Source organism: Desulfacinum infernum DSM 9756 (assembly GCF_900129305.1).
Taxonomy (GTDB): Bacteria; Desulfobacterota; Syntrophobacteria; order Syntrophobacterales; family DSM-9756; genus Desulfacinum; species Desulfacinum infernum.
On the sequence record NZ_FQVB01000007.1, the window covers coordinates 89,843 to 114,452 of the forward strand.

Genomic DNA, 24,610 nt, shown 5'->3' on the forward strand with positions numbered 1-24,610 from the left:
TCCGGATCCATCCATTTGGTGGCTGCTGCGGGAAAAATGCCTTGTGTTTTCCCGGGGGGCTGTTATATGTTCCTGTTAACCATTGGGATTAAAAGAATTTTTTGGGGTCCTTCCAGCTGGAGCCCATGGCCGTGAAAATCGTCGTCTTTTCGGATACACACCTGCACCGGGTCACGGAGGAGTTTGAATCCATCTGTGACCACTATTGCCGTGATGCGGACAGGGTGATCCATCTGGGCGATTGGACTTCCGCGTCGGTATTGAACTTTCTTCAACAATATCCCCTGGAAGGCGTGAGCGGGAATACCGATGACATGGCGGTGCGTCTGCAGCTTCCGGCGCGCCAGGTGATCCGAGTGGGGGGATTCCGCATCGGGATGACCCACGGGTACGGGTTCTACGGGGACCTGAAAGAGGCCTTGCGCCGGGAGTTCGACGGCGTGGACGCGATCCTTTTCGGGCACACTCATCGGGCGTTGGTGGAAAGGGAAGGCGGACAGCTCTTTTTCAATCCGGGATCGGTTTTTTCCAGCAGGGGTTCGGGCCGCAGCCTGGGCCTCCTGACGGTGGGCAGGACCCTCCAGGCTGAGATCGTGAGGTTGTAGGAGCGGATTATGCGGAATCTGTGGGCGCCGTGGCGAATGGAATACATCCTGGGAAAGCGGGAGTCCTACTGTATTTTTTGTCCCGAGGGGGATGGGCTGAGCGATGAGGAACGCCTGATTCTTTATCGAGGCGATTTGACCATGGTCATGATGAACAAATACCCCTACAACAACGGTCACCTTCTCGTGGCTCCCTGGCGCCATGTGGCTTCCATCGAAGACTTAACGGAAGAGGAAATGACCGATATCATGCGCATGGTTCGCGAGTGCGTTCAGATCCTGCGCAAGGTGATGCGTCCGGACGGCTTCAACGTGGGTCTGAACCTGGGCGCTGCGGCGGGAGCCGGCGTGGAAAGCCATCTGCACTTTCATGTGGTGCCCCGGTGGGAAGGGGACACCAACTTCATGACCGTCTTTGCCGACGTGCGCAGCATTCCGGAACATCTCAGGCAGACCTACGCCAAACTGTTACCCTACTTCAAGAAGGAGAAGATCCATGAGGCTGTTTAGGCTGTTTACGACCCTTCTTCTCTTGGCCGTCATCGTGCTTTTTGTCCGGCAGAACCTTGCCACCTTCAACAAGACCCTGGAATTTTCGTTGGATCTGTTCATTCGCGAGGAGGTTCGATGGACCCACCGGGTGTCCACACTGATCCTCCTCTCCGGCTTTGTCGGATTCCTTGTGGGATTCTTTCTCATGTTGAAACCCTTCCTCCACACCCGAAGGGCCTTGCAGCAGGAGCGGCAGGAAAACCAACGGCTTCTGCAAAGGATCGAGGAGGAAGTGAAAAGCCGGGAAGTCCTTGCGGAGGAGCCCGCTGCCGAGGAGGCTGTGCCGCCGCCCGAGGAGCCCGAAGCCAGCCCGGCCTGACCCGATCCATCCATTTGGGAGGCGGGGGGATCCCGCCTCCGTTTTTTCCTCCACCCAGGGGGCGGCCACGCTCCTGGAACGCCCATTTCCGCCCGCCTTGACTTCCGCCCGTTTTCCCAATCGCCAGTGCCCACGACGTTTCCCGGATAAGGATTGCGTCCCGGATTTCGCCTGGGCTACATTCCAAGCCGCGGCGGACGAGACGGGAAGGAAAGGTCCCGCTCGGAAAGGGATGCCGCAATCCAAGAAGTCTTCTGCAGGAGGATGTCAGGGTTCATGAGCAAAGTCACCCCCATGATGCAGCAATATCTGGAGATCAAGGCCCGCTATCCCGATGCGCTCCTGCTCTACCGCATGGGGGATTTCTACGAGCTCTTCATGGAGGATGCCGTTACCGCCGCCCAGATCCTGGAAATCGCCCTCACCTCGCGAGACAAGAACGCGGAGAATCCCATCCCCATGTGCGGGGTTCCGTACCATGCCGCGGACAGCTACATCGCCCGCCTGATCGCCGCGGGCCACAAGGTGGCCATCTGCGACCAGGTGGAGGATCCCAAGAAGGCCAAGGGGCTGGTCAGGCGGGAGGTCACGAGGGTCGTGACCCCCGGGCTGGTGGTGGAAAGCCGCAACCTTTCGTCCAAGGAGCCCAATTACCTGGCCGCCGTGGCCGAGGCGCGTGGCACCTACGGACTGGCCTATCTGGATATCTCCACGGCCGATTTCCAGGTGGTGGAGGTGGCCGGGCAGGAGGCGCTTCTGGACGAACTTTATCGGGTGGCCCCCAGGGAACTGCTCGTGCCCAAGGGGCGGGAAGCCTCCTGGCTGGAAACCTTCCGTGTCCAGCGGGATCCGGCGGTCACGTGGCTGGAAGAAAGCGCCTTCGACCGCAAGCGGTGTGAAGAGCGGCTGGTGGAGCATTTTCGAATCCACTCCCTGGAATCCTTCGGCCTGCAGGACATGGGGCCCGGCGTTCAGGCCGCCGGAGCCATCCTGGACTATATCCGGCAAAACCACCTGGGGGACTGCGCCCATCTGCGCAAGATCACTCCCTATGCCCCCGGGGATTTCATGCACCTGGACGAGGCCACGGTCCGAAACCTGGAGCTTCTGTCTTCCCCCTCCACCCTGGGACGCAAAGGATCGCTCCTCCACGTGCTGGATGCCACCCTCACCCCCATGGGCGGGAGGCGCCTGCAGCGCTGGCTCCGTTACCCCCTGGTCCGCCTGGAGCCCATCCGGCGACGCCAGGAGGCGGTGGCCGAATTGGTGGACAAGGGGTTTCTCAGGGCTTCGCTGCGCGAGCACCTGGGAAAGATCCTGGATGTGGAAAGGATCATGGGGCGCGTGAGCGTGGGGACGGCCAATCCCAGGGATCTGACGGCCTTGGCCCGCTCCCTGGAAATCCTTCCCCGGATGCGAGAGGCGCTGGCCCAGGCGGAAAGCCCTTTCTTTCAGGAGATGATGAGCCAATGGGACCCGCTGGAAGACGCGGTGGGAAAAATCACGGAGACCCTGGTGGACGATCCCCCCTTGAGTCTTGCCAACGGCGGGGTGATCCGCCGGGGGGTGCATCCGGATCTGGACCGGTACACGCGCCTGGCCCTGGATGCCAAGGGCTGGATGGCCGACTATGAGGTCCAGGAGCGGGAAAGGACCGGCATCTCCAGTCTCAAGGTGCGCTACAACAAGGTGTTCGGATATTTCATCGAGGTCTCCAAGGCGAATCTGGCGCTGGTGCCCGACCACTACGTTCGCAAGCAGACCCTTGTGAACGCCGAAAGGTTCATCACCGACGAACTCAAGACCTTCGAAACCCAGGTGCTGGAGGCGGACGAGAAGCGCATCCAGTTGGAAGAACAGATCTTTGTGGAATTGCGCCGATGGGTGGCCCAGGAGGCGCCGCGCATCCTCGCCATGGCCGACCGGGTGGCAGAGCTGGATTGCGCAGCTTCCCTGGCCGAAATCGCGGCAAGCCACGACTACTGCCGCCCGGAACTGGAAGAGAGCGGCGTCATCGAAATCCGGGACGGACGGCACCCGGTCATCGAACGGTTCCTGAAGGACGGGGCCTTCGTTCCCAACGACGTGGTGCTGGATCAGCAGGAGAACCAGATTCTCATCATCACCGGTCCCAATATGGCCGGAAAATCCACCATCCTCCGGCAGGTGGCCCTCATCGTGCTCATGGCCCAGATGGGGGGATTCGTGCCGGCTTCCCGCGCGCGGATCGGCCTCGTGGACCGCATCTTTACCCGGGTGGGCGCCTCGGACGATCTCACGCGCGGCCGGTCCACCTTCATGGTGGAAATGCAGGAAACGGCTCATATCCTCCATCAGGCCACCCCGCGCAGCCTGGTCATTCTGGATGAAATCGGCCGGGGGACCAGCACCTTCGACGGCATGAGCCTGGCCTGGGCCGTGGCGGAATACCTGCATGACTACCAGGACCAGGGTGTGAAGACCCTCTTCGCCACCCATTACCATGAGCTGACCGAACTGGCCGAAAAGCTGCCGCGGGCCAAGAATTACAACGTGGCCGTCAAGGAATTCGAAGACGACATCCTCTTCTTTCATCGCCTGCTTCCGGGAGGAACCAATCGGAGCTACGGGATCCATGTGGCGCAACTGGCCGGACTGCCTCAGGAGGTGATCCTGCGGGCCCGGGAGATCCTGGCCCGCCTGGAATCGGGAAATCATCGGCCGCCCGAGCCTCCCGCTTCGGCGGGGTCCCGCAAGCGTTCCAGGAAAAAGGAGAAAGCGGGATTCCAAATGAGCCTGTTTCAGCCGAGTTTGGAGTGGCTGCGGGACGAGATTGTGGCCCTGGATCTGGACCGGATGACGCCCCTGGCGGCTTTGCAGACCCTCTACGCCCTGAAGGAACAGATCAAGGCCGGCCCGCCCGCCAAGTGACCGGCGGACGCCTTCCGTGCCTTGCAGTCTCGGGATGATCGTGTCATCCTGGTGGAAAAACCGATATAGAGTGGAGAATGAACAAGAAAAAGACAAAAGGTCTTTTCTTTTTGTGCCTTTTCTTCTGTTGGGTGCTGACCGGCCTGCAACCGGGGAGTGGCCCGCACCGGGCTCGGGCCGCCTCTTCTCCGGAAGACCGCTACGAATCCGCCCGGCGCCAATATCACAAGCTGCTGGACGACCTCCGCGAACCCGGAACGGAATCCCTTTTCCGTAGCAATATCCAAATCTTTCAAGATATCCTGGAAGCCGATCCCAAAGGCTCTCTGACCGCCCGCTGCCTTTTTATGATCGGCCAGTCCCACCATCATCTCTTCGATGCCCTCGGCAGGGCGGATGACTTCAACGCCGCGCTGGAGGCCTACAAGCGCCTGACCGACGAACACCCAAAGAGCCCTTTGGCGGACGATGCGCAGTTTCTCAGGGGGATTCTTTACGAAGGGCGGGATCCGACCCAGGCCTACCTGGAATTCGTGCGCGTCACCGTCCTCTACCCTCAGGGAGACATGGCTCCGAGGGCCCGGGAAAGAGCCCAAAGCCTGGCCGCCAAGCTGAATCCCGAGGCGCCGATGGGCGAGAAAAAGGCATCTGGAAAGGCCATGGAGCATCCGGTGGCCGTCACACAGGCCCCCCCGGCCGAAGAAACGACCGTCCGGGGCGGCCCGTCCAAAGGATCACCGGCCTATTTGGAAAAGGTCCAATACTGGTCGGCGGCCGAATACACGCGGGTGGTGGTGTATCTCAGCGAGCCGGTGCGCTATGTGCCCAACACCTTGCCGCCCGATCCGACCGGCCGATTGCCCGCCCGCATTTACCTGGACTTCGAAAACACGGAGCTCGGCCCCGCCCTGAAAAACAAGATCGACATCCGGGACGGGCTGTTGACGGACGTGCGCATCGGCCAGTACACCCCGGAAAAGGCCCGGGTAGTGCTGGATCTGGAATCCATGGAGTCCCATCGGATCTTTTCCCTGGCCGATCCCTTCCGGGTGGTGATCGACGTGCGGGGCACCCGCCGTCTGATTCCCACCGACGCTGCGGCTGCCGGAAAGGCGGCGAAACTGCCCAGCATGGCCCAACAGCTGGGGCTGACCGTTCGGCGCATCGTGATCGATCCGGGCCATGGCGGGAAGGACAAGGGGGCCATCGGCCCGAGCGGGGTGTACGAAAAGGACGTGACCCTTTCAGTGGCGAAGGCCCTGAAGCGTCTCCTGGAAAAGGAAGGCGGCTTTGAAGTGGTTCTCACGAGATCCACGGACCGGTTCCTGAGCCTGGAGGAGAGGACGGCCATCGCCAACACGCACAAGGCGGATCTTTTCATTTCCATCCATACCAACGCCCACAAGGACAGCTCGCTGGGGGGCGTGGAGACCTATATCCTGAATCTTTCCACGGACCGGGAATCCGCGCGGGTGGCGGCCCTGGAAAACGCGGTTTCCGCCAAGCAGATCAGCGACCTGGAAGCGATTCTCCAGGATCTCATGCAGAACACCAAGATCAGCGAATCGACCCGCCTCGCCCAGGAAGTGCATCGGGAGCTGGTGGACAGGGTACGAAAGTACGAGAACGTCCGGGACCTGGGCATCAAGCACGCGCCCTTTTATGTGCTGTTGGGAGCCGAGATGCCGGCGGTGCTCATCGAGACGGCTTTCATTTCGAACCCCAGAGAGGAGAAGCTTTTGACCGACAAGGAGTTTCAAAAGACGGTGGCCCAGGGCATCGCCAAGGGCATTCGGGCTTATGTGGAAGTGATGAACCAGGTGGCTACCCTGGAGGGAGGCGCATGAGTTCCCTGGTGCCTCCGGAGATGTCCGCCGGGACGGTCGTCGAATTCTTCGAGTCCAAGGATATCCTGTTGGGTGTCTGCCTGGCCGTCAAAGACCAACGATTGAGTATCCTCACGGAAACGAACCGGGAGATGAACCTGTCCCGCAGGAGGGTCCTTTTTGCATCGCCCGGAGCCTTGGATCCCTCCGCGAGCCGCGATGATCTGGTGCGTCTCCTGCTCGGGATTCGAAAACGGCGGGAGGATCTGGCCGGAACCGTCCGGGTGGAAGAACTGTGGGAGGTGCTGGAGGGCGAAGAAGAAGGCTTTGAGCCGCGTTATCTGGCCGAGTTGTATTTCTCCGGCGAGGTGAGCGACGATCAGGTGGCGGCTCTCCAGCGGGTGCTTCTCCGGGACCGTCTCTACTTCCAGTACAAGGACGGCCTCTTTGTGCCCCGAACGGCCGAAAAGGTGGAGCAACGCCGGCTGGAACTGGAGCAGGAGGCGCAGCGGGAGGCCCTCCTGGAGGCGGGTGCCGCCTGGCTGAAGCAGGTCCACGGCAGCAGGTCCCCGGCCCGGAAGGATCCGCCGGACCCCCGAATCCTGGACCACCTGAAGGACTTTTGCCTTTTTGGACAAGAGGCGGAGGAGAGCGCCCTCGTCAAGGAGCTTTTCAAACGGGCCGGCATTCCCCCGCAGCAGAACACGGCTTTTCGCCTGCTCGTCCGCCTGGGCGTGTGGTCCAAGGACGAAAACCTCTACCTCCATCAGCAAGGGATCTCCCGAGACTTTTCCGACGGGGCGCTGGCCGCGGCCCGGGAGAAGATGCGTTTGTCCGCAGAAGAACTGAGCGGTCCGGAACGGCGGGATCTAAGGGACTGGGACGCCTTCACCGTGGACAGCGCCCAGACCCGGGATTTCGATGACGCCCTGAGCCTGCAAAAGCTTCCCGACGGCCGTTGGCGTGTGGCTGTGCACATAGCCGATGCCGCCGAATACGTCCAGCCGGACGATCCCTTGGACAAGGAGGCGGCGGAGCGGATCACCTCCGTCTACCTTCCGGACGCCAGAATATCCATGCTTCCGCCGGGGCTTTCCGAGGATGTGTGCAGTCTGCGGCTGGGGGAAGACCGGCTTGCCGTGAGTTTCATCTTCGAGGTGGACGAAGAAGGGACCATCCACCAGAGCCGCGTGGAGCCGAGCCTCATTCGGGTTAAGCGGCGCCTCACCTACCAGGATGTGGATCAAGCCGTGGAAGAGGACGAGGACCTGCGGGTTCTCCACGGGCTGGCGATGCAGCTTCGGCAGATGCGCATCGAAAGGGGGGCCGTGCTCCTGCCGTTGCCGGAAATCCAAGTCTACGTCAACGAGCACGGCATGATCCATGTCTCCCGCTACGAGAAGGAGACTCCGGGGCAGGTCATCGTCTCGGAGTGGATGATTGCGGCCAACGGTCTTGCCGCGTCCGAACTGGCCCGAAGGGATATCCCCGCCATCTACCGGATCCAGGACGAATGCCGGCCGGAGACGGACCCGGTCCAAAGCGATCATCCCATCTTCCATATCTACCGGCAGAGGCGGCTGTTCGCCCGCGCGGAGCTGGCCACGCGCCCCGGGCCCCACTGCAGCCTGGGCATGAATCCCTACACCACGGTGACCTCACCCATTCGCCGCTATATGGACCTGGTGGTCCAGAGGCAGCTCAAGCACGCCCTCCGGACGGACGAACCCTTCTACTCGGAAGAAGAGCTGGACGCGCTGATCACCCGCATCCGGGTCCAGCAGGGCAGGGTCGCCTTCGTCCAGCGAAAGTGGACCCGCTACTGGCTCCTCAAGTACCTGGAGCAGGAAGACATCCAGACCCTGAACGCCTTGGTGCTGGACAAGAATGCGCGGTTCGCCCACCTGTTGATCCCGGATTTCCTCATGGAAGCCAATGCACCGCTTCCCGAGGAAAATCCGGTCTCTCCAGGGGAGATGGTGCGCATCAAGATCGAGCGCCTGGCGCCCCGGGACGAGGTCTTTCGGGTCCAGATCGTCTGATGAAGGGGGCTAGTTCGCCGCCTGCCCGTTCAGCTGTTGGAGCAGGAAGGCTTCGATGAACTCGTCCAGTTCGCCGTCCAGAACGGCGTCCACGTTGCCCTTTTCCACCTGAGTGCGGTGATCCTTGACCAGTCGGTAGGGCTGGAGCACGTAGGAGCGGATCTGGTTCCCCCACGCGATGTCGTCCAAATTGTCGTGGAGTTCCTGCATCTTTTCCTGCTGCTTTTGGCGTTCCCGCTCGTAAAGTCGGGCGCGCAGGACCTTCATGGCGATGTCCCGGTTGCGGTGCTGGGACTTTTCGTTCTGGCACTGCACCACGATGCCCGTGGGAAGATGGGTGATGCGCACGGCGGAGCTGGTCTTGTTCACGTGCTGTCCGCCCGCGCCGCTGGCCCGGTACGTGTCGATGCGAAGGTCCGACGGCTTGATGTCGATCTCGATGGTGTCGTCGATTTCCGGATAGACGAAGACGGCCGCAAAGGACGTGTGCCGCCTGCCGCTGGCGTCGAAAGGAGAGATGCGAACGAGGCGGTGAATGCCCGATTCGGCCTTCAGGAGCCCGTAGGCGAAGCGGCCGGAAGCGGTGAAGGTGGCGCTCTTGATGCCGGCCTCCTCGCCTTCCAGCAGATCCACCATCTCCGTACTGAATCCCTTGCGTTCACACCACCTCAGGTACATGCGCAGGAGCATCTGGGCCCAGTCCTGGGCTTCGGTGCCGCCCGCTCCCGCGTTGATGCTCACGATGGCGTTCTTGTCGTCGTTTTCCCCGCTGAGCATCTGCTGCACTTCCAGTGCGCGGATCTTCTTCTGGAGCGCCCGGGCCTTGGCGGCCACTTCCTTGATGGTGTCCGCATCCTCCTCATCCACGGCCATGTCCAGGAGCAGTTCGCTTTCTTCCAGCTCGGTTCCCAGCTCGTCGAAGTCCTTGACGATGTCCGTCAGGTGGGCCCGTTCCTTGAGAATGTCCTTGCTCTTGTCGGGATCGTCCCAGAAATCCTGCTTGGCCATGAGCTGGTCCAGCTCTTGGAGGCGCTTCTTCTTGCCGGCGATGTCAAAGATACCCTCCGAGGATTTCAAACTTGTGGACCAGCTCCTTGAGGGTCCCTCGGATTTCTGCGGGTTGAATGATCATGGATGGTCTCCTTTCCATTGTGGAAGCCCTAAGGCTCGTCTGCTCCCCGGCTTGTTCCTGGAAGCGGGGCTATTCTAACACGAGACGGAGATCTTAGCAGGGGACAATTTCGGTTCACGGCGTCCGCCGGTTCCGCAGCGCCCCATACACCCCCAGGGTGGCCGTCGTCAAGGTGCAAAGCCAGGCGAAGAGATCCCCGAAGCGGGCGTAGAAGGTGATGGGTCCGGGAGAGGGGAGGGTGGCGGACAGGGTGCCGCGCGTATTCAGAGGGAGGTCGGCCAAGGTCTTTCCCGAAGGGGCAAAGACGGCGCTGATGCCGGTATTGGCGCAGCGGACGAAGGGCACCCGGAATTCCACGGCGCGCCAGCGCGCCATTTCCTTGTGCTGGTAAGGGGCGGAGCTGTCGCCGAACCAGGCGTCGTTGGTGAGGTTCACCAGCACCGTGGCCCCCCGCCGCACCTCATCGCGCGCCAGCTCGGGAAAGATGGCCTCGTAGCAGATCAAGACTCCGAGAACATGGCGTCCCAACGGCAGGGCCGCGGGTTCTTTTCCCGGCTGGAAGTCCCCGGCGGCCGCCACGAGCTTTTCCACGAAAAAGAGAACCTTCTTGAGCGGCACATATTCGCCGAAGGGCACCAGGTGCCGCTTGCTGTAGCGCCCCGTCACGCCCCGGGAGGGTTCCAGCAACAGGGCCTGGTTCTGGAGCTTTGGGGCGCCTTCCACCCGGACGACGCCGGGGATGCCCACCAGCAGGGGAGTCTTCAGAGCTTCCAGGGTCTCGTGGAGCCTGGCCGTGGGGCCGGCTTCCATATCGTAGAAGAACGGAGCGGCCGTTTCGGGCCAAACCACCAGGTCGAGCCGGTTTCGGCGCACGAGCTGGCGGGAGAGTTCTTCATAGGTGTCGAGGGTTTTTGCCTGGTAGGCGGGATCCCACTTGACCGACTGATCGATGTTTCCCTGGACTAAACCTACGCGGAATTCCTCCGCCGTCCCAGCGGCGTCGTTTCCGGTCTGCAGGCGCCAGGATCCGTACGCCAGGGCCACCCCGGCACACAGAAAAACGGCCAGAGCCGGGCGGATGTTTTTGAATCTCCATCCGATCAGGACGGCCGCGTTGGCTTGCACCACGAGCCAGCTCACTCCATAAACCCCCGTTACATCGGCCACTTGAATGAGGGGAAGCAGGGGGGTCTGGGTGTAGCCCAGCTGGGTCCAGGGAAAGCCCGTGAACAGATGGGCTCGAACCCATTCCAGGGCGACCCAGGCGGGGGCAAGGCCCCAGGCCCACCATGCGGGCCGGGACAGCCAGCGCCGGGCGATCCAGGCGAAGGCGGCCGGATAGAGGGCCAGATAGGCACAAAGAAGCAAAAGGACGGAAAGGGCCACCGGCAGGGGCAGGCCGCCGTAGCGCTGAACCACGTAGGCGATCCAGTAGAGGGTCGTTCCGGCATGGACCAGACCGGCCAAAAATCCCAGCCGGAAGGCTCCGCCCGGGGAAACGTGCGGGATGGTCCAAAGAAGCGGCACCCAAGCGATCCAGGCCAGGGGATACCAGGAAAGCTTGGGAAAGGAGGCGCTCAGGAAAAGACCGGTTGAGATCGCGGCCAATGCGAGCGCCCCGGGGTGGGGTGAGGCGGTCCGGGGGCCATGGGACGGCGGGTGGTTGCGTCTGGGAAAGAGTCTTCGCACGATGCTATCAGCAGCCAAACGCCCGGATCATCAGGATGCGGAACCTTCGTCCGGCAGCGACTCCAGCACGGGGCTTTGCAGACGGCGGATGCGGATCCTTTCGATCTTCCGGCTGTCCGCCGCTTCCACCACCATCTCCAGTCCCTGGAACTGGATCTTCTCGTTCACGCCGGGAACGCGGCCCAGACGGCTGATGACAAAACCGCCGATGGATTCGAACTTCCCTTCGGGGAATTCCACGTCCAGATAATCCTCCAGCTCTTCGATGTCCAAGCGGGCGTCCACGAGGATGGATCCGTCTTCCTGCTCCATCAGCCAATTTTCTTCCGAGTCGTATTCATCCATGATGTCGCCGATGATTTCCTCGATGATGTCCTCCAGCGTCAAAACGCCGGCCGTCCCGCCATACTCGTCGATGACGATGGCCATGTGGGACTTCCGGTGGCGGAGGTCACGGAGCACATCGCTGATCTTTTTGGACTCGGGGATGAAATAAGGGGGGCGCAGGGTCTCGCGCAATTCAATGGAGTCCTTGCCCCAGTACTGGAGCAGGTCCTTGGCGTGGAGAATCCCGACGATGTTGTCGATGGAATCCTGGTAGATGGGGATCCGTGAATGCCCCGACTCCACAATGAGGCGGATAATGGACTCGATGGGGGTGTCCAAGGGGGCGGCCAGGGTGTCCGTGCGCGGAACCATGATCTCCCGGGCCACGGTGTCTCGAAAGGAGAAGATCCCTTGGATCATATCCCCTTCGTCTTCGGAGATGAGCCCGCGCTCTTCCCCCTCGTCAATGAGCTGCTGGATTTCCTTTTCCAGATCCTTGGGCTTATCGAGCTTCGACAGGCGGCGGAAGGCCTTTTTCAGCCACCGCTGCAAACCCTTGGCTGACTCTTCGTCCAAAGCTTATCCTCGAAAGGTTGCGTTAAGGATAACGAATGTTTCCAGAGTCTTACGGAGTCGTCCCCAGAGGTACATGGTAACTCTAGCAAGAGAATTCAACTCCTGTCTAGAAAAATGTAGGCGAGCAGTTTGTGGACCAGCCGGGCCGCCAAGAAGTCCGGAGCGGGCATGCCCGGGACGGGACACAGTTCCACCACGTCGAAGCCCACGATCCGGCGCTTCCGGCTCACGGCCCGCAGGACTCTCAAAAGCTGATACCAGCCCAGGCCTCCGGGTTCGGGGGTGCCCACCGCCGGCATGATGGACGGATCCAGCACGTCCAGGTCGATGGTGACATAGACATGGGGGCTCAGGGTTTCCACGACGCGCTGGGGCAGATCCTCCCTGTCGTGGATTTCATGGGCGAAAAAGGCGGGAATGGAGCGTTCCCGGATCCGCTGGTGTTCTTCCCGCGTGAGGGACCGGATGCCCACCTGCACCAGCGGGACGTGGTCCAAGATGTGATGCATGACACAGGCATTGCTGAAGGACGATTCCTGGTATTCGGGCCGCAGGTCGGGGTGGGCGTCGAAATGAAGTACCGTCAGGGAGTCGAAGGATTCCGCGGCCGCCTGGATCATCCCCAGCGACAGCAGGTGTTCGCCGCCCAGGAGGACGGGGAGCTTGCCAGCCTCGAACAGCATGCGTCCCACGGTCCTGATGCGCTCCACCATGTGCCGTGGAGAAGCCACAGTGACCGCCACCTCGTCCAGGGTGGCGATTCCCCGGCGGTAAGGCTCCGTTTCCGTCTCCTCGTCGTAGAATTCCAGTTCCCGGGAGGCCAGAATGATGGCGCGGGGCCCTTCCCGGGTTCCGGACTTATAGGTGGTGGTGCCGTCGTAGGGGGCCGGCACGATCACCGCTTCGGCGTTTTCCAGCGCCTCCGGGCTACGGGGAAGCCCCAGAAAAGACAAGGAAGGACCGAGATGCTCCTGGATCCCGGTCCTCAAGGGGCGAGAAGGCGTGTCGGTCATGACAGTCAACGGCTTCTTTGGCGCAGCATCCGATCCATGCGCACCACCTGGGCGGAGTCGGCGATGTTGTTGGGGAATTCCTGGCCGCGATCCAGCACGTTGATCTCGCACTTCTGGATGCGGAAACGCTCCTTGATGGTGGCGATGGCCTTGTCCGTGTCGAACGGCTTGCAGGAGAACATATCCAGGCTCAAATAGGCCTTGTCGGGGAAGGTGTGGATGCTGATGTGGCTCTCGGCGATGAGAACAAACCCCGAAATGCCCCAGTCTTCGGGAACGGCTCCCTTGTAGCGGAAGACATAGGGCGGCATGATCTTGGTCATGTCCATCTCGGTGGGGTACTTGTCCAGGAAATCGTAGATCAGGTTGATGTCCTGCAGAAGGCCGGGGTCACAGCCGTAGCCGTCCAGCATGAGATGAACCCCGAAGCCGAACTCAGGTTTTTTCGTATTCATGTCAACCACCTCCCCGTCCTATGGTGAAGATCACCCCCGCCATATATCTTGGGGGGCCACGTTCTCGGATGGTTCGCTTTTTCAGAACCGGGACTGGCTTACCACCCACAGGAGGACGGCTTCTCCCCGGCCCGTGTTTTCCACCCAGTGTGGAGTGGAGCTCTTGAAATAGAAACAGTCACCCGGGTTGAGCTTGTGCTGCTTTCCGTCCAGCCAGAGCGTCACGGAGCCTTTGATGACGAAGCCGAATTCTTCCCCCTCATGGGGCGTATCCGTGGGGGTCCGCGCTCCCCGGTGCAGCTTCACGTAGACCGGGTCCATGAGGCGTCCCATGGCCCTCGGCAACAGGAAGTAGATCTCGCACTCGTCGCTCGATTCCGAGCTGAGCACCCGGGCTTTCTTTCTGGCCACCGCGCCGGGATGGGGCATGTCCTGGAAGAATTCGGCCAGCTCCACCCCGAGCACATCCAGGATGCTCTTGAGGGTTGCAATGGAAGGCGAGGTCAGATCCCGCTCCAGCTGGGAGATGAAGCCCTTGGTGAGGTAGGCCCGGTTGGCCAGTTCCTCTTGGGTCAGGCCGTTTTCCATCCGCAGGCGCCGGAGCTTTTCGCCGATCTTGATCTCGTCTCCCATGGTTTACCTATATTAAACCAAAAGTTTAAAAAAGCGCGCCTTGTATAAAGCCCTGCAGGGGGGGTGTCAAGGAAAAATTGATCGTGAGTTCCAAGGTGCCGAAGGAGGCAGAGGGGAAGGGGACGGACCGGGGGGCGCAGGTATGGGAGACGTGCCCTTGGCGTTTCTATGCGTGGAATGCAGGGGCGACCAAGATGGTCAAGCCGACTCGGATGGGGAGCACACCTCGGCGGCGGCATCCAGGCACAGATGGTCGCCGCCCAAGTCCTTCTTGGCTCGGTACTGAGCCTTGTCGGCCCGAGCGATCAGGTCTTCGATGCTTCGATCCACGTGTCCGTTGAGAGAACGAAAGGCCGCGGCCCCGATGGACAGGCTGGTGGGCGCGGCTTCCAAGCGCGCATACTTGGATTGGATCCTTTGGGCCACCTTGGTGGCCTGTTCCGATTCCAGGTAGGGCAGCACCACGGTGAACTCGTCTCCACCGTAGCGAAAGGCGCTGTCCACGTGTTCGCGGATGGACGAGCGCAGGATCTCGGCCAGTTCGATGAGCAGCGCGTCTCCCGCCTGGTGGCCCTCCTGATCGTTGTACTCCTTGAAACGGTCGATATCGATGAAAAGGAGAAACAGAGGGTGTCCGTACCGGATGGAGCGCACCGCCTCCTGGGTCAGGACTTTTCGGAAGTGGCGGCGGTTGTAGAGGCCCGTGAGGGGGTCGCGGGTGGCCAGTTGCTCCAGCTCGCGCCTCAGCCATCTTTCCCGCATGAGCCGGCGCAGCTTGGCGTCCAGCTTGTCCAGGCTGAACGGTTTGGTGATGAAGTCGGCGGCTCCCGCATGGATCACGTCCACGTACTTGTAGCGAACCGCATGGCCCGTGATGGCGATGGCGTCCACGTCCGGGTGGTGTTCGCGGATGTGGCGGATGAGGGCGATGCCGTCCATGCGGGGCATGTCCATGTCGGTCACCACGATGTCGAAGGTCTTCTTTTCCAGTTTTTCCACCGCGTCCAGGCCGTCCACGGCGGTCTCCACCCTGTGGCCGATGAGCTCCAGGCTTTCCGCCACCAGCTCGCGGACACTCAGCTCGTCGTCCACCACCAGGATGTTCTGGGGGCCGTAGATGTCTAAGGTCTCTTTTTCCATTTCTTTCAACCCGGACCGGCAGTTGCGAGATCCCTTGGGGATAAGTAACAAGAATAGCCTCTTTCGTTATTCTTTGCAATTCGTTTCCTATGGCCTTTCGGAGGCGTTTCCCCTATCATCGGGGCCGGCAAAACGCTCGGAAGGGAAAGCATGAACCACATCATTCTCATCTACAAGCGGGGGCGGGGGGACGCTGCGGAGCTGGCCCAGCGTCTGGTGCTGTGGCTGAACCGGAAGGGAATCCAGGTGACGGCCCAGCAGAATGTGGCCGATATGGGCGTTTCGGACAAGCCCCTGTCGGCGCTTCCCCAGGTGCCGGCGGATGCAGTGGTGGTCCTGGGCGGCGACGGCACCTTCCTCAGTGTGGCCCGCCAGCTGGAAAACCGGCCGCTTCCCATCCTGGGCGTGAATCTGGGCGGCTTGGGGTTCCTGACCGAAATCAGCCGAGAGCGCTGCTTCGAGGATCTGGAGCAGGTCCTCCAGGGGGCTTACGACATCGAGGAGCGCATGCGCCTCACGGTGTCCATCCGGCGCGAAGGCCGAACGGTGTTCCAGCAGACCGTGCTGAACGATGCCGTGATCAACAAGGGCGCCCTGGCCCGCATCGTGGACCTCTACACCCATATCGACGGAAATTATCTCACCCACTACCGGGCGGACGGCCTCATCGTGGCCACCCCCACCGGATCCACCGCCTACAATCTGTCGGCGGGCGGACCCATCGTGTATCCCACGGCCCAGGCGGTGATCCTCACGCCCATCTGCCCCTTTACACTCACCAATCGGCCCATCATTCTGCCCGGAACGGTGGAGATCCGCGTGGATCTGGATGACGAGGCCCAGGACGTGGCCCTTACCTGCGACGGCCAGGTGGGCTGCCACCTGGCCGCCCACGACAGCATCCACATCCGTGTGTCGCCCTACCCGCTGCGCCTCATCAAGCCTACCAGCACCGACTACTTCGAAATCCTGCGTACCAAGCTGAAGTGGGGGCAGGCCTGAAGTGGGCCGCCTTAGGAGGCTGCCTGACAATGGCTCTCCGCTTTACAAGGCCGAGGAATTTGGGTCCTCCTCGTAGCCGCGGGGCTTCAATCCCGCGGAAAGGGTCATCGTAACTCCATGAAGTGACAGGGAATACGCGATGGCCTGTCCGACGGCCGGGGGTTCCTCCGCAGCCCTAAAGGGCTGCGCTACGAGAAAAGAGGTCGTCCGCGGCGTTTTCGGACAGCATCCTGGGCGCCTGATCGAAAACGGCAGATTTGCGCCGCTCAACGCCCACTCGTCATCCCCGCGAAAGCGGGGATCCAGAATTTCCAGTAAGTTATGGACTCCCGCTTGCGCGGGAGTGACGGGTGGTGGAGTTTTCGTACAGCCTCCTAGAGGGCGCGCATCCATTCGGGCTTGAGGCGCACCCGGCCTTCCAGGGCCGCATCGATGAGAGCCAGGGCCTTCTCCTTGTCCGACGGCATCTTCACCTTGAGGGGCAGGTAGTTGGAAGCGTGATTGGACAAGAAAAGCCCCCGGCTCATGTGGGTATGCGCCAGCATCTCCCTCAGTTCGACCAGAAGCTCGCGGGGTTCCGGGAGCTCGAAGGCGCCCTCCTGTGCCCGGCGCCCCAGCTCCGTGTTGGGAAGCACCATCAGGGTGAGGGCGCCCACGTAGTTGGGATCGATCTCGCTCAAGATGGATCCGGTGGCCCGGGCGTGTTCCAGGGATCGCTCACGCCCGGCGACGCCCAGCAGGACGGTGACCGAAAGCTTGATCCCGGCCTCCCGGATCCGCCTTCCGGCCTCCACCATCTTTTCCCGGGAGACCCCTTTGCGAATGTCCTTGAGAGTCTGCGGGTCTCCGCTCTCAACGCCCAGATAGACGATCCCCAGCCCCAGGTCCCGGAGCTCCTCCAGCTCCTGGGGGCTCTTTCGCAGGATGCTCTTGGCGTTGCCGTACAACCCCACTCTCTGGATCCAGGGCATTCGGGTGCGGATCTTCTGGAGAATCCCCGCAAGCCGCCCCTGGGGGATGATGAGCGCATCGCCGTCCGCCAGAAAGACGCGACGCAGGAATTGAAGATTCCGGGCCGCGTAGTCGATGTCCCGATCGATGATGGCGTCATCCTTGATCCGAAACCGCACTCCCTTATAGGTGCCGCAGAAGGTACACTTGTTGTGGGAACAGCCTCGTGTGACCTGTAGGATAATGCTTTCCGCCTCGCTGGGCGGGCGGATGATCATGCCTTCGTAATGCAGTCCGTCCATGTTCTGGTTTCTCCGGATCGGAAAGGGCTATTCTGTGTTTGAGATTTCCAAATCGCTCCTATATATTGGCCCGTTCCAAAATTTTCAAGCGAGGAGGACCTTCGCCATGACCGAGAACAACATCCTGAACGAGCCTTTTTCTTCCACCATGAGCCGCCGGTTTCGCATCGCGCGGAACATCCACACCCAGAAGACCCCCTTCCAGCTGGTGGAAGTGGTGGAAACCAGCGACTACGGGATCACCCTCTTTCTGGACCGGCGCTTCCAGACGTCGGAAAAGGACGAATTCTTCTATCACGAATCCCTGGTGCATCCGGCCATGATGACCCATCCCAACCCGGAGCGGGTTCTCATCATCGGAGGGGGGGACGGCGGCACCCTGGAAGAGTCCCTCAAATATCCGTCGGTTCAGTCCGCCACCATGGTGGAACTGGACCCCGAAGTGGTGGACATCGCCAAGGTCCATCTTCGGTCCATCTGCGGCGATGCTTTCGATGATCCCAGGACCCGTCTCATTATCGGCGACGGGCGCAAGTTCGTGGAAGAGACGGACGAGACTTTCGATGTGATCATCCTGGATCTCACGGATCCCTTGGAACCGTCCAAGTACGTGTATACCAAGGAATTCTACACTCTCTGCCGGGACCGGCTGCGTCCGGGAGGCATCCTGGCCCTTCACAACGACTCCCCCTTCTTCTATCCGGAAGCCTTCAACGTGATCTCCAAGACCTTGGATTCCGTCTTCCCCTACCGGCGCCAATATCTCACCTACATCGTGGGATACATGCTGGACTTTGCCTTCTCCATCTGTTCCAGGGAGGATGTGCTGGACGTGTCGGAGGAGGTGCTGAGGGAGCGGCTTCGGGATCGAAACATCGGGCATCTTTACTACTACCACCCGGCGATGCACCCGCGCGCTTCCGCTCTTCCCGGGTATGTAACCCGGATATTGGAGACTCCGTGCCAGATATCCACGGACGCCGCGCCTTACGTCATGGACGAAGAGGAGTATTAGTCCTCATCACGGAACGGACGACCCGGGACTGCGAGCCATGAGAGCGCCTTTGTCATGCGGCCCACCGCAGGGGCGAATGATCATTCGCCCCTGCAGCCCGCATGCAAGGAGGGGTCGTGTTTCATAAATGGGAACGAAAAGCGCGAATCTGTTGGGATAGATCATGAGTCATGAAACCAGGCGGCTCCCTCGAGGGGCCAAATGCACACGGTGCCGGGAGCAGGCGACCATTGCGCTTCCGAGCCACCATGCCAACTTCTGCGAAGACTGTTTTCGCTTCTTTTTTCGTCGCAGCGTGCAGCGGGCCATGAAGAAGTTCCCCGTGGATCCCCGGGAGACGATTCTGGTGGCGGTCTCCGGCGGCAAGGATTCCCTGGCCGCCTGGGCCGTCCTTCAGGATCTGGGCTGGAAGACCAAGGGAATCCACGTGGATCTGGGAATCGAGGGGTTTTCCGAAGCTTCGGCCGCCGCCATCGATGCTTTCGCGGCTCGAAGAGGCCTTTCATGGGTACGTTATTCGCTCAAGGAGGTCTTCGGGTACACCATTCCCGAGATCCAAAAACGCACCCGCCGGAAGATCTGTTCGGTCTGCGGCACGGTCAAACGCCAGGTGCTCAACCGCCTCACCTTCCAGGAAGAGTGCCGGGTGGTGGCCACCGGCCACAACCTGGACGATGAAGCGGGGCGGCTCTTGGGCAACCTGGTGCGGAATCGAAGGGAATACATCGAGAAGCAGTACCCCTATCTGCCGTCGTCTCACCCTCGGCTGCCGGTGAAGATCAAACCCCTCTATCGGGTTTCGGCCGATGAGATCCGGACCTTCTGCCGGGTGGAGGGAATCGAATACTTGGCCGATTCGTGCCCCTTGTCCCGCGGAGCCACCAGCCACACCTTTCAGGAAGTCCTCCAGTTTCTCGAAAAGAAGATGCCCGGAACGAAACGGGATTTTCTCTTTTCCTACCTGGAGTCCAAGGAGCCGCCCAAGCCCGTGGACGACTTCGGTACCTGCGATCAGTGCGGTCAGCCCTGCTACGGAACCCGCTGCAGCGTCTGCAACCTCTTGAACCAGCTTCGGGAGAAGGATGCGGCGCGACGCCCGCCTTCCGACGGCGAAGGTCCCCGATAGGGATCCTGTTCGCCGCCAGCCGTCCGCCGAACTCCCCCGAAAGGGAACGCAAGAAACCCCAGGCCCGAAACCCGGACCTGGGGTTTTTCTGTCGGCAAAGGGATCTTGGGCAATCCCCCCACCCCCTTCGGAAAAGGGGCGACTTCCCATCACCCATCACCCATCACTCATTACTCATCACTCATTACTCGTCACTCATTATCCGTCACCACGAGAAACGGATGACGAATCACGGATGACGGATCACGCCCTCCGCTTGGGCAGTATCAGGTTGAGGATGACCCCGCAGATACCCGCCAGGCCGATCCCCTTGATGGTGAATTCTCCCGCGGAAAAGGCCATGCCGCCGATGCCGAAGACCACCACCAGGGCCACGATGGCCATGTTGCGGGGTTCCATGAGATCATCGCCGGCCCGTACCAGGGTGTTCAGGCCCACCACGGTGATGGCCCCGAAGAGCAGAATGAGGATGCCGCCCATGACCGGCACGGGGATGGTCTGGAGCAGAGCACCCAGCTTGCCCACGAAGGCCAGCAGAATGGCGCAGCAGGAGGCGATGGTCATGATGGCCGGATTGAAGATCTTGATGAGGGCCACCGCGCCGGTCACTTCCGAGTAGGTGGTGTTGGGCGGTCCGCCCAGAAAGGCCGCCAGGGCTGTGGCCAGACCGTCGCCCATGAGGGTGCGATGGATGCCGGGATTCTTGATGTAGTCTTTTCCGGTCACCGATCCGATGGCCAGGATGTCCCCAAAGTGCTCAATGGCCGGGGCGATGGCCACCGGGGCGATGAAAAGAACCGCCTGCCAGTTCCACTCGGGAAAGACGAAGTTGGGCACGGCAAACCAGGGGGCCTTCAGGACCGGTTCAAAATTGACGAGCCCCAGGGGGATGGAGAGAACGTAGCCCACCACGATGCCGCACAGAATGGGGATGAGCCGAAGCATGCCCCGCCCCAGAAGAGACACCAGGATGGTGGTGGCCAGCGAAATCATGGAGACCACCAGGGCGGTCTTTTCGGGCACCAGCACCGCGGCGCCGTCCCCGGTCTTTCCCAGGGCCATGTTCACGGCCACGGGAGCCAGGATGAGGCCGATGACCATGATCACGGGCCCGATCACCACCGGGGGGAGGATCCGGTCCAGCACCTGGCTTCCCCGCCACAAGATGATCAGACTGAAGATTACGTAGACCACGCCGGCGGCGGCCAGGCCGCACAGGGTGGCCGGGATGCCCCAGGTCTTCACCCCGTAGATGATGGGGGCGATGAAGGCGAAGGAGGAAGCGAGAAAGACCGGGACTTTCCCCCGGGTGATCAGTTGAAAGAGCAGGGTGCCGGCGCCGGCCGTGAAAAGCGCCACGTTGGGGTCCAGACCCGTCAGGAGCGGCACCAGGACCAGGGCGCCGAAGGCCACGAAGAGCATCTGGGCACCCACCAGGGTGTCCTTGAATCGAAGGTGATACTCGGTAGAATGAATGCCTTTTTCCATGAAATTCCTCCTTTTGACATGCGTCGTTCTTGGAGTGCTTTCTCCGGTGGGAAGGCAAAAAAAAAGCACGCTTTGCGTGCTTTCGGAACGAGCTATTTGGTGCCGAAGATCTTGTCTCCGGCATCTCCCAGGCCGGGCAAAATGTAGCCGATGTCGTTGAGCTTTTCGTCGACGGCTGCGACATAGATGTCCACGTCCGGATGGGCTTCTTCCAGTCGCCGGATGCCCTCGGGGGCGGCCACCAGAAAGATTCCTCGGATGTTGGTGCATCCGGCTTCCTTCAGAAGGTCCACCGTGAGGACCAGGGTGCCGCCGGTGGCCAGCATGGGGTCCAGAATGAGGGCGATGCGCTCGTCCATCTTGTTGGCCAGCTTCACGTAGTAGCGGACCGGCTCCAGGGTTTCCTCGTTCCGGTAGAGGCCCACCACGCTCACCTTGGCGCCCGGGATGAGGTCCAGGACACCGTCCATCATGCCCAGGCCGGCGCGCAGGATGGGCACCACGGTGATCTTTTTGCCCTTGATGCGTTCCACCTCAACCGGGCCGCTCCAGCCCTGAATGGTGCGCTTTTCCGTTTCCAGGTCCTTGGTGGCCTCGTAGGTGAGCAGCCGGGCCAGTTCGGAAGCCAGCTCCCGGAAATCCTTGGTGCTGATGTTGTGTTTGCGCATGATGCCGAGCTTGTGGCGGACCAAGGGGTGGTCGACGACGTGAACGGCCACGGGCGTCTCCTTTCTTTGACGGCGTTCGGATGCCTGCTTCAGGCGCAGCCTATAGAGGAAAGCAGGGGGGGTGTCAAGGAAGGAATCGGGAGGGAAGGGCGAGCGGGTGCCGCAGCGTTGACGCAGAAACGGAGACGCTGCTAATGTTTTCAAATTCATGTGGAATCTACAGCCTGATTCTCGGCGGCGAGGAAATGGAAGGGAGGCGACCCATGAGAATCTACCTCATGCAACACGCCCGGCCCGTACCCAAGGAAGAAGATCCCCGCCAGCCCCTTTCCCGACAGGGCGTGCGGGACGCGGAGATGGTGGGGGAACGCCTTGCGGCGGCGGGAGTTCGCCCGGAGGTCCTCCTGCACAGCCCTAAGGAAAGGGCCAAGGAAACGGCACGCATTGTCTGGAGGAAGCTGGGGGGCCAGGGGCGGCTGCAGGAACGGGAGGATCTGGCGCCGCTGGCGGACCCGGGGTCCGTGCTGGCGGACCTGGAGGCCGCAACGGGTGAGTGCCTGGTGGTGGGGCACCTGCCGCACCTGGGGCGCTTGGCCACCCGCCTCCTCACGGCGGGGCTCCGGGACGAACCGCCCTTGATCCGTTTCCGGCAGGGGGCCGTCCTCTGTCTCGTCCGGGAGGCGGAGGGTTGGCAGGTGGCCTGGATGCTTGCCCCTGAGTTGGCATAAACGGCTTGGGGAGCGGGCCTTGGTCTTGTCTGTTCGCATGGAGGCTGAGCGAGAGGGATGTTGCAGCTGCAGAGCGCTTTGGGCCTCGTGATGTTGGTTTTTCTGGCGTGGGGATTTTCGGAAAACAGGCGCCGTTTGGCCTGGCGGGAGGTGGCGGGAGGGATCGTTCTCCAGGTCGCCCTGGCCTTCATCCTCTTGAAGATGCCCGGGGCGCGCCTCGTCTTCGCCTGGCTGAACCAGGCGGTTCAGGCCCTTTCGGCGGCCACCGAGGCGGGAACCGGGTTCGTCTTCGGATACCTGGGCGGCGGCGATCCGCCCTTCCAGGTCCGGCCCGGGGCGTCCACCTACATCCTGGCTTTCCGGGGACTGCCCCTGGTGCTGGTCATGAGCGCTCTGTCCGCGCTGCTCTATCACTGGGGGATCATTCCCCGGGTGGTGCGGGCCCTGGCCTGGATGCTCAAACGCGCCACGGGGATCAGCGGTGTGGAGGCCCTGGGGACGGCCGCCAACATCTTCGTGGGCATGGTGGAAGCCCCGGTCCTGGTCCGCCCGTATCTGGAAAGGGTCAGCCGAAGCGAGCTCTTCACCATCATGGCGGCCGGTATGGCCACCATCGCCGGCACGGTCATGGTGCTGTACGCCTCCATCCTGGAACCGGTCATCCCCGGGGTCATGGGGCATCTGCTGGTGGCGTCCATCATCAGCGCGCCGGCGGCCGTGACGGTGAGCAAGCTCATGGTGCCGCCCGTGGAGGAGGGCGTGGAGGGCTCCTTGGCCCTGGAGCGGGAGGCCCGAAGCGCCATGGACGCCGTAACCCAGGGCACCCTGGCCGGCCTCTCCCTTCTTTTGAACATCATCGCCATGCTGATCGTCTTTGTGGCCCTGGTGCATCTGGCCAACATGATCCTGGGATGGGTCCCCTCCTGGGGCGGAGAGCCCTGGACCGTGCAGCGGCTTCTGGGGTTGATCATGGCGCCGGTGACCTGGCTCATGGGCGTTCCCTGGTCCGAGGCGCACACGGCGGGGAGTCTCATGGGAGTCAAGACGATCCTCAACGAATTCCTGGCCTACCTCCAGATGGCGGCCCTGCCCGCCGATGCGCTCAGCCCCCGTTCGCGCTTGATCCTCACCTACGCCCTGTGCGGCTTCGCCAACATGGGATCCCTGGGGATCATGATCGGAGGACTGGGGGCCATGGCGCCCGCGCGGCGGCCGGAAATCGTGGAACTGGGGGTTCGGTCCATTGTGGCGGGGACTCTCGCCACCTGCATGACCGGAGCGGTCATCGGTCTGCTGGTCTGAATCGTACCCGCCGCGGAGATCCCCGCCGTTTGCATGAAACGCGACCTCGTTCCGTTCGTGCACGCGGCCTGTAGGGGCGAATCATCAGTCGACCCTACAAGGGTCCGCTTCCCAAAGGTGCGTTTCCTCTTTCATTGTTTCTCTCCGCGCGATGAGAGTTGAAGTGAAAGAGAACCGCGAATGAACGCCAATGGACGCGAATGGATCGTTTCGTGTTCGTTCGCGACTTCAACGCTCGGCCGGCCTCTCGGATCCCCGAACCTCAACTCGGATTTTGGCCTCCGGCCTTGAGTCCTCGGGTGAGGGCCCGGTCCAGGGCGGAGGCGAAACGGCGCCGGTCGCTCTCGCTCAGGGGGCCCGGGCCGCCCTGGGCCAGACCGGCGCCTCGAAGATCGTGGAGAAAATTCCGGATGGAGAGTCGCTCCCCTACGTTTTCCTTGGTGTAGCTCTGCCCCCGGGGATCGATGGCCACGGCTCCCTTGTCCACCACCTGAGCGGCCAGGGGAACGTCCGCGGTGATCACCAGGTCCCCCGGTGCCACCCGCTGGGCGATGGCTTGATCGGCGGCGTCGAAATCCCCGCTCACCCGCACCATGGTGACAAGCGATGAGCGGGGCACGGCCAAGGGCCTGTTGGCCACCACGAAAACGGGAAGACGCAGCCTTTGGGCCGCCCGGAAGACGATCTCCTTGATGTCCCCCGGGCATCCGTCCGCATCGATCCAAATGTTCACGTGTTTTCTCCTCTGAAGTTGTCTCCCTGCCCCTTTTCCCTACCACAGCGGGGGATCCGGCGGGGCGAGAAAAAAC

22 protein-coding genes are annotated in these 24,610 nt (G+C 61.8%); 11 read left to right on the plus strand and 11 right to left on the minus strand.

All coding sequences use genetic code 11. From position 1 onward, the window contains the following. The first annotated feature begins 125 nt into the window (after positions 1–125). The 6 genes from BUB04_RS04320 to BUB04_RS04345 all read left to right on the plus strand — a co-directional run bounded on the left by BUB04_RS04320 (position 126) and on the right by BUB04_RS04345 (position 8,254). Complete coding sequence (locus BUB04_RS04320; RefSeq protein WP_143156348.1) at positions 126–605, plus strand: metallophosphoesterase family protein; 480 nt, start codon at positions 126–128, stop codon at positions 603–605. A 9-nt stretch (positions 606–614) separates the two neighbouring features. Next, positions 615–1,115 carry an HIT family protein gene (locus BUB04_RS04325; protein ID WP_073037299.1) on the plus strand — a complete coding sequence of 167 codons (501 nt, stop codon included), beginning with the start codon at positions 615–617 and terminating at the stop codon, positions 1,113–1,115. Then, positions 1,102–1,476: a LapA family protein gene (locus tag BUB04_RS04330; protein ID WP_073037301.1), complete on the plus strand. Its 375-nt coding sequence runs from the start codon at positions 1,102–1,104 to the stop codon at positions 1,474–1,476. Before BUB04_RS04325 ends, BUB04_RS04330 begins: the two co-directional genes overlap by 14 nt. A 276-nt stretch (positions 1,477–1,752) precedes the next feature. Further along, positions 1,753–4,386 (plus strand): DNA mismatch repair protein MutS, encoded by a 2,634-nt coding sequence (gene mutS, locus BUB04_RS04335; protein ID WP_073037303.1) that lies wholly within the window; start codon positions 1,753–1,755, stop codon positions 4,384–4,386. Between the two features lie 77 nt (positions 4,387–4,463). Then, positions 4,464–6,233: an N-acetylmuramoyl-L-alanine amidase gene (locus tag BUB04_RS04340; protein ID WP_073037305.1), complete on the plus strand. Its 1,770-nt coding sequence runs from the start codon at positions 4,464–4,466 to the stop codon at positions 6,231–6,233. After that, a complete protein-coding gene (locus tag BUB04_RS04345; protein ID WP_084076151.1) occupies positions 6,230–8,254 on the plus strand; it encodes a ribonuclease catalytic domain-containing protein in 2,025 nt (674 codons plus the stop codon). The genes BUB04_RS04340 and BUB04_RS04345 overlap by 4 nt, the downstream gene beginning before the upstream one ends. Before the next feature lie 9 nt (positions 8,255–8,263). Here BUB04_RS04345 and prfB read toward each other — a convergent pair. The 7 genes from prfB to BUB04_RS04380 form a co-directional block, all read right to left on the minus strand. Then, positions 8,264–9,386 (minus strand): peptide chain release factor 2 gene (gene prfB, locus BUB04_RS04350; protein WP_245795122.1). Its coding sequence is split into 2 segments (ribosomal slippage): positions 8,264–9,316 and positions 9,318–9,386, totalling 1,122 coding nucleotides; the frame shifts between segments, so codons are not numbered across the junction. Positions 9,387–9,500: 114 nt separating this feature from the next. Further along, positions 9,501–10,994 (minus strand): apolipoprotein N-acyltransferase, encoded by a 1,494-nt coding sequence (gene lnt / locus BUB04_RS04355; RefSeq protein WP_073037308.1) that lies wholly within the window; start codon positions 10,992–10,994, stop codon positions 9,501–9,503. A 111-nt stretch (positions 10,995–11,105) separates the two neighbouring features. Further along, on the minus strand, positions 11,106–11,978 hold the full coding sequence (locus tag BUB04_RS04360) for a hemolysin family protein (RefSeq protein WP_073037310.1): 873 nt from the start codon (positions 11,976–11,978) through the stop codon (positions 11,106–11,108). Between the two features lie 95 nt (positions 11,979–12,073). Then, complete coding sequence (speB, locus tag BUB04_RS04365; protein WP_073037405.1) at positions 12,074–12,931, minus strand: agmatinase; 858 nt, start codon at positions 12,929–12,931, stop codon at positions 12,074–12,076. A 65-nt stretch (positions 12,932–12,996) separates the two neighbouring features. Further along, on the minus strand, positions 12,997–13,446 hold the full coding sequence (gene speD / locus BUB04_RS04370; protein ID WP_073037312.1) for an adenosylmethionine decarboxylase: 450 nt from the start codon (positions 13,444–13,446) through the stop codon (positions 12,997–12,999). Positions 13,447–13,527: 81 nt separating this feature from the next. Continuing rightward, a complete protein-coding gene (locus BUB04_RS04375) occupies positions 13,528–14,079 on the minus strand; it encodes a helix-turn-helix domain-containing protein (RefSeq protein WP_245795123.1) in 552 nt (183 codons plus the stop codon). A 198-nt stretch (positions 14,080–14,277) separates the two neighbouring features. Next, on the minus strand, positions 14,278–15,219 hold the full coding sequence (locus tag BUB04_RS04380; protein ID WP_073037314.1) for a GGDEF domain-containing response regulator: 942 nt from the start codon (positions 15,217–15,219) through the stop codon (positions 14,278–14,280). 150 nt (positions 15,220–15,369) lie between these two features. Here BUB04_RS04380 and BUB04_RS04385 point away from each other — a divergent pair, with 150 nt between their 5' ends. Beyond that, entirely contained in the window at positions 15,370–16,221 is an 852-nt protein-coding gene (locus BUB04_RS04385) for an NAD(+)/NADH kinase (protein WP_073037316.1), read from the plus strand. A gap of 374 nt (positions 16,222–16,595) precedes the next feature. Here the strand turns inward: BUB04_RS04385 and BUB04_RS04390 are convergent, their stop codons facing one another. Beyond that, positions 16,596–17,474: a radical SAM protein gene (locus BUB04_RS04390; RefSeq protein WP_084076160.1), complete on the minus strand. Its 879-nt coding sequence runs from the start codon at positions 17,472–17,474 to the stop codon at positions 16,596–16,598. Positions 17,475–17,580: 106 nt separating this feature from the next. Here BUB04_RS04390 and speE point away from each other — a divergent pair, with 106 nt between their 5' ends. Further along, positions 17,581–18,489 (plus strand): polyamine aminopropyltransferase, encoded by a 909-nt coding sequence (gene speE / locus BUB04_RS04395; protein ID WP_073037317.1) that lies wholly within the window; start codon positions 17,581–17,583, stop codon positions 18,487–18,489. Between the two features lie 163 nt (positions 18,490–18,652). Further along, a complete protein-coding gene (locus BUB04_RS04400) occupies positions 18,653–19,615 on the plus strand; it encodes a PP-loop family protein (RefSeq protein ID WP_073037319.1) in 963 nt (320 codons plus the stop codon). Positions 19,616–19,858: 243 nt separating this feature from the next. Here BUB04_RS04400 and BUB04_RS04405 read toward each other — a convergent pair whose 3' ends face one another. Beyond that, a complete protein-coding gene (locus BUB04_RS04405; RefSeq protein WP_073037321.1) occupies positions 19,859–21,103 on the minus strand; it encodes a uracil-xanthine permease family protein in 1,245 nt (414 codons plus the stop codon). A gap of 92 nt (positions 21,104–21,195) precedes the next feature. After that, positions 21,196–21,822 carry a uracil phosphoribosyltransferase gene (upp, locus tag BUB04_RS04410; RefSeq protein WP_073037323.1) on the minus strand — a complete coding sequence of 209 codons (627 nt, stop codon included), beginning with the start codon at positions 21,820–21,822 and terminating at the stop codon, positions 21,196–21,198. A gap of 212 nt (positions 21,823–22,034) precedes the next feature. On the opposite strand from upp, the gene sixA reads away from it, so the two are divergent. Both sixA and BUB04_RS04420 read left to right on the plus strand, forming a co-directional pair. After that, on the plus strand, positions 22,035–22,499 hold the full coding sequence (gene sixA / locus BUB04_RS04415; protein WP_073037421.1) for a phosphohistidine phosphatase SixA: 465 nt from the start codon (positions 22,035–22,037) through the stop codon (positions 22,497–22,499). 57 nt (positions 22,500–22,556) lie between these two features. Continuing rightward, on the plus strand, positions 22,557–23,801 hold the full coding sequence (locus BUB04_RS04420; protein WP_073037325.1) for a NupC/NupG family nucleoside CNT transporter: 1,245 nt from the start codon (positions 22,557–22,559) through the stop codon (positions 23,799–23,801). A 262-nt stretch (positions 23,802–24,063) separates the two neighbouring features. Here BUB04_RS04420 and BUB04_RS04425 read toward each other — a convergent pair whose 3' ends face one another. Next, complete coding sequence (locus BUB04_RS04425; protein WP_073037327.1) at positions 24,064–24,534, minus strand: YaiI/YqxD family protein; 471 nt, start codon at positions 24,532–24,534, stop codon at positions 24,064–24,066. Positions 24,535–24,610 lie beyond the last annotated feature (76 nt).

Excerpts from the sequence above, each read along its gene's own strand:
- BUB04_RS04320 (WP_143156348.1), top strand. The coding sequence starts at position 126 with ATGGCCGTGAAAATCGTCGTCTTTTCGGATACACACCTGCACCGGGTC.
- BUB04_RS04325 (WP_073037299.1), top strand. The coding sequence starts at position 615 with ATGCGGAATCTGTGGGCGCCGTGGCGAATGGAATACATCCTGGGAAAG.
- BUB04_RS04330 (WP_073037301.1), top strand. The coding sequence starts at position 1,102 with ATGAGGCTGTTTAGGCTGTTTACGACCCTTCTTCTCTTGGCCGTCATC.
- mutS (WP_073037303.1), top strand. The coding sequence starts at position 1,753 with ATGAGCAAAGTCACCCCCATGATGCAGCAATATCTGGAGATCAAGGCC.
- BUB04_RS04340 (WP_073037305.1), top strand. The coding sequence starts at position 4,464 with ATGAACAAGAAAAAGACAAAAGGTCTTTTCTTTTTGTGCCTTTTCTTC.
- BUB04_RS04345 (WP_084076151.1), top strand. The coding sequence starts at position 6,230 with ATGAGTTCCCTGGTGCCTCCGGAGATGTCCGCCGGGACGGTCGTCGAA.
- speD (WP_073037312.1), bottom strand. The coding sequence starts at position 13,446 with ATGAATACGAAAAAACCTGAGTTCGGCTTCGGGGTTCATCTCATGCTG.
- BUB04_RS04375 (WP_245795123.1), bottom strand. The coding sequence starts at position 14,079 with ATGGGAGACGAGATCAAGATCGGCGAAAAGCTCCGGCGCCTGCGGATG.
- BUB04_RS04380 (WP_073037314.1), bottom strand. The coding sequence starts at position 15,219 with ATGGAAAAAGAGACCTTAGACATCTACGGCCCCCAGAACATCCTGGTG.
- BUB04_RS04385 (WP_073037316.1), top strand. The coding sequence starts at position 15,370 with ATGAACCACATCATTCTCATCTACAAGCGGGGGCGGGGGGACGCTGCG.
- BUB04_RS04390 (WP_084076160.1), bottom strand. The coding sequence starts at position 17,474 with ATGGACGGACTGCATTACGAAGGCATGATCATCCGCCCGCCCAGCGAG.
- speE (WP_073037317.1), top strand. The coding sequence starts at position 17,581 with ATGACCGAGAACAACATCCTGAACGAGCCTTTTTCTTCCACCATGAGC.
- BUB04_RS04400 (WP_073037319.1), top strand. The coding sequence starts at position 18,653 with ATGAGTCATGAAACCAGGCGGCTCCCTCGAGGGGCCAAATGCACACGG.
- BUB04_RS04405 (WP_073037321.1), bottom strand. The coding sequence starts at position 21,103 with ATGGAAAAAGGCATTCATTCTACCGAGTATCACCTTCGATTCAAGGAC.
- sixA (WP_073037421.1), top strand. The coding sequence starts at position 22,035 with ATGAGAATCTACCTCATGCAACACGCCCGGCCCGTACCCAAGGAAGAA.
- BUB04_RS04420 (WP_073037325.1), top strand. The coding sequence starts at position 22,557 with ATGTTGCAGCTGCAGAGCGCTTTGGGCCTCGTGATGTTGGTTTTTCTG.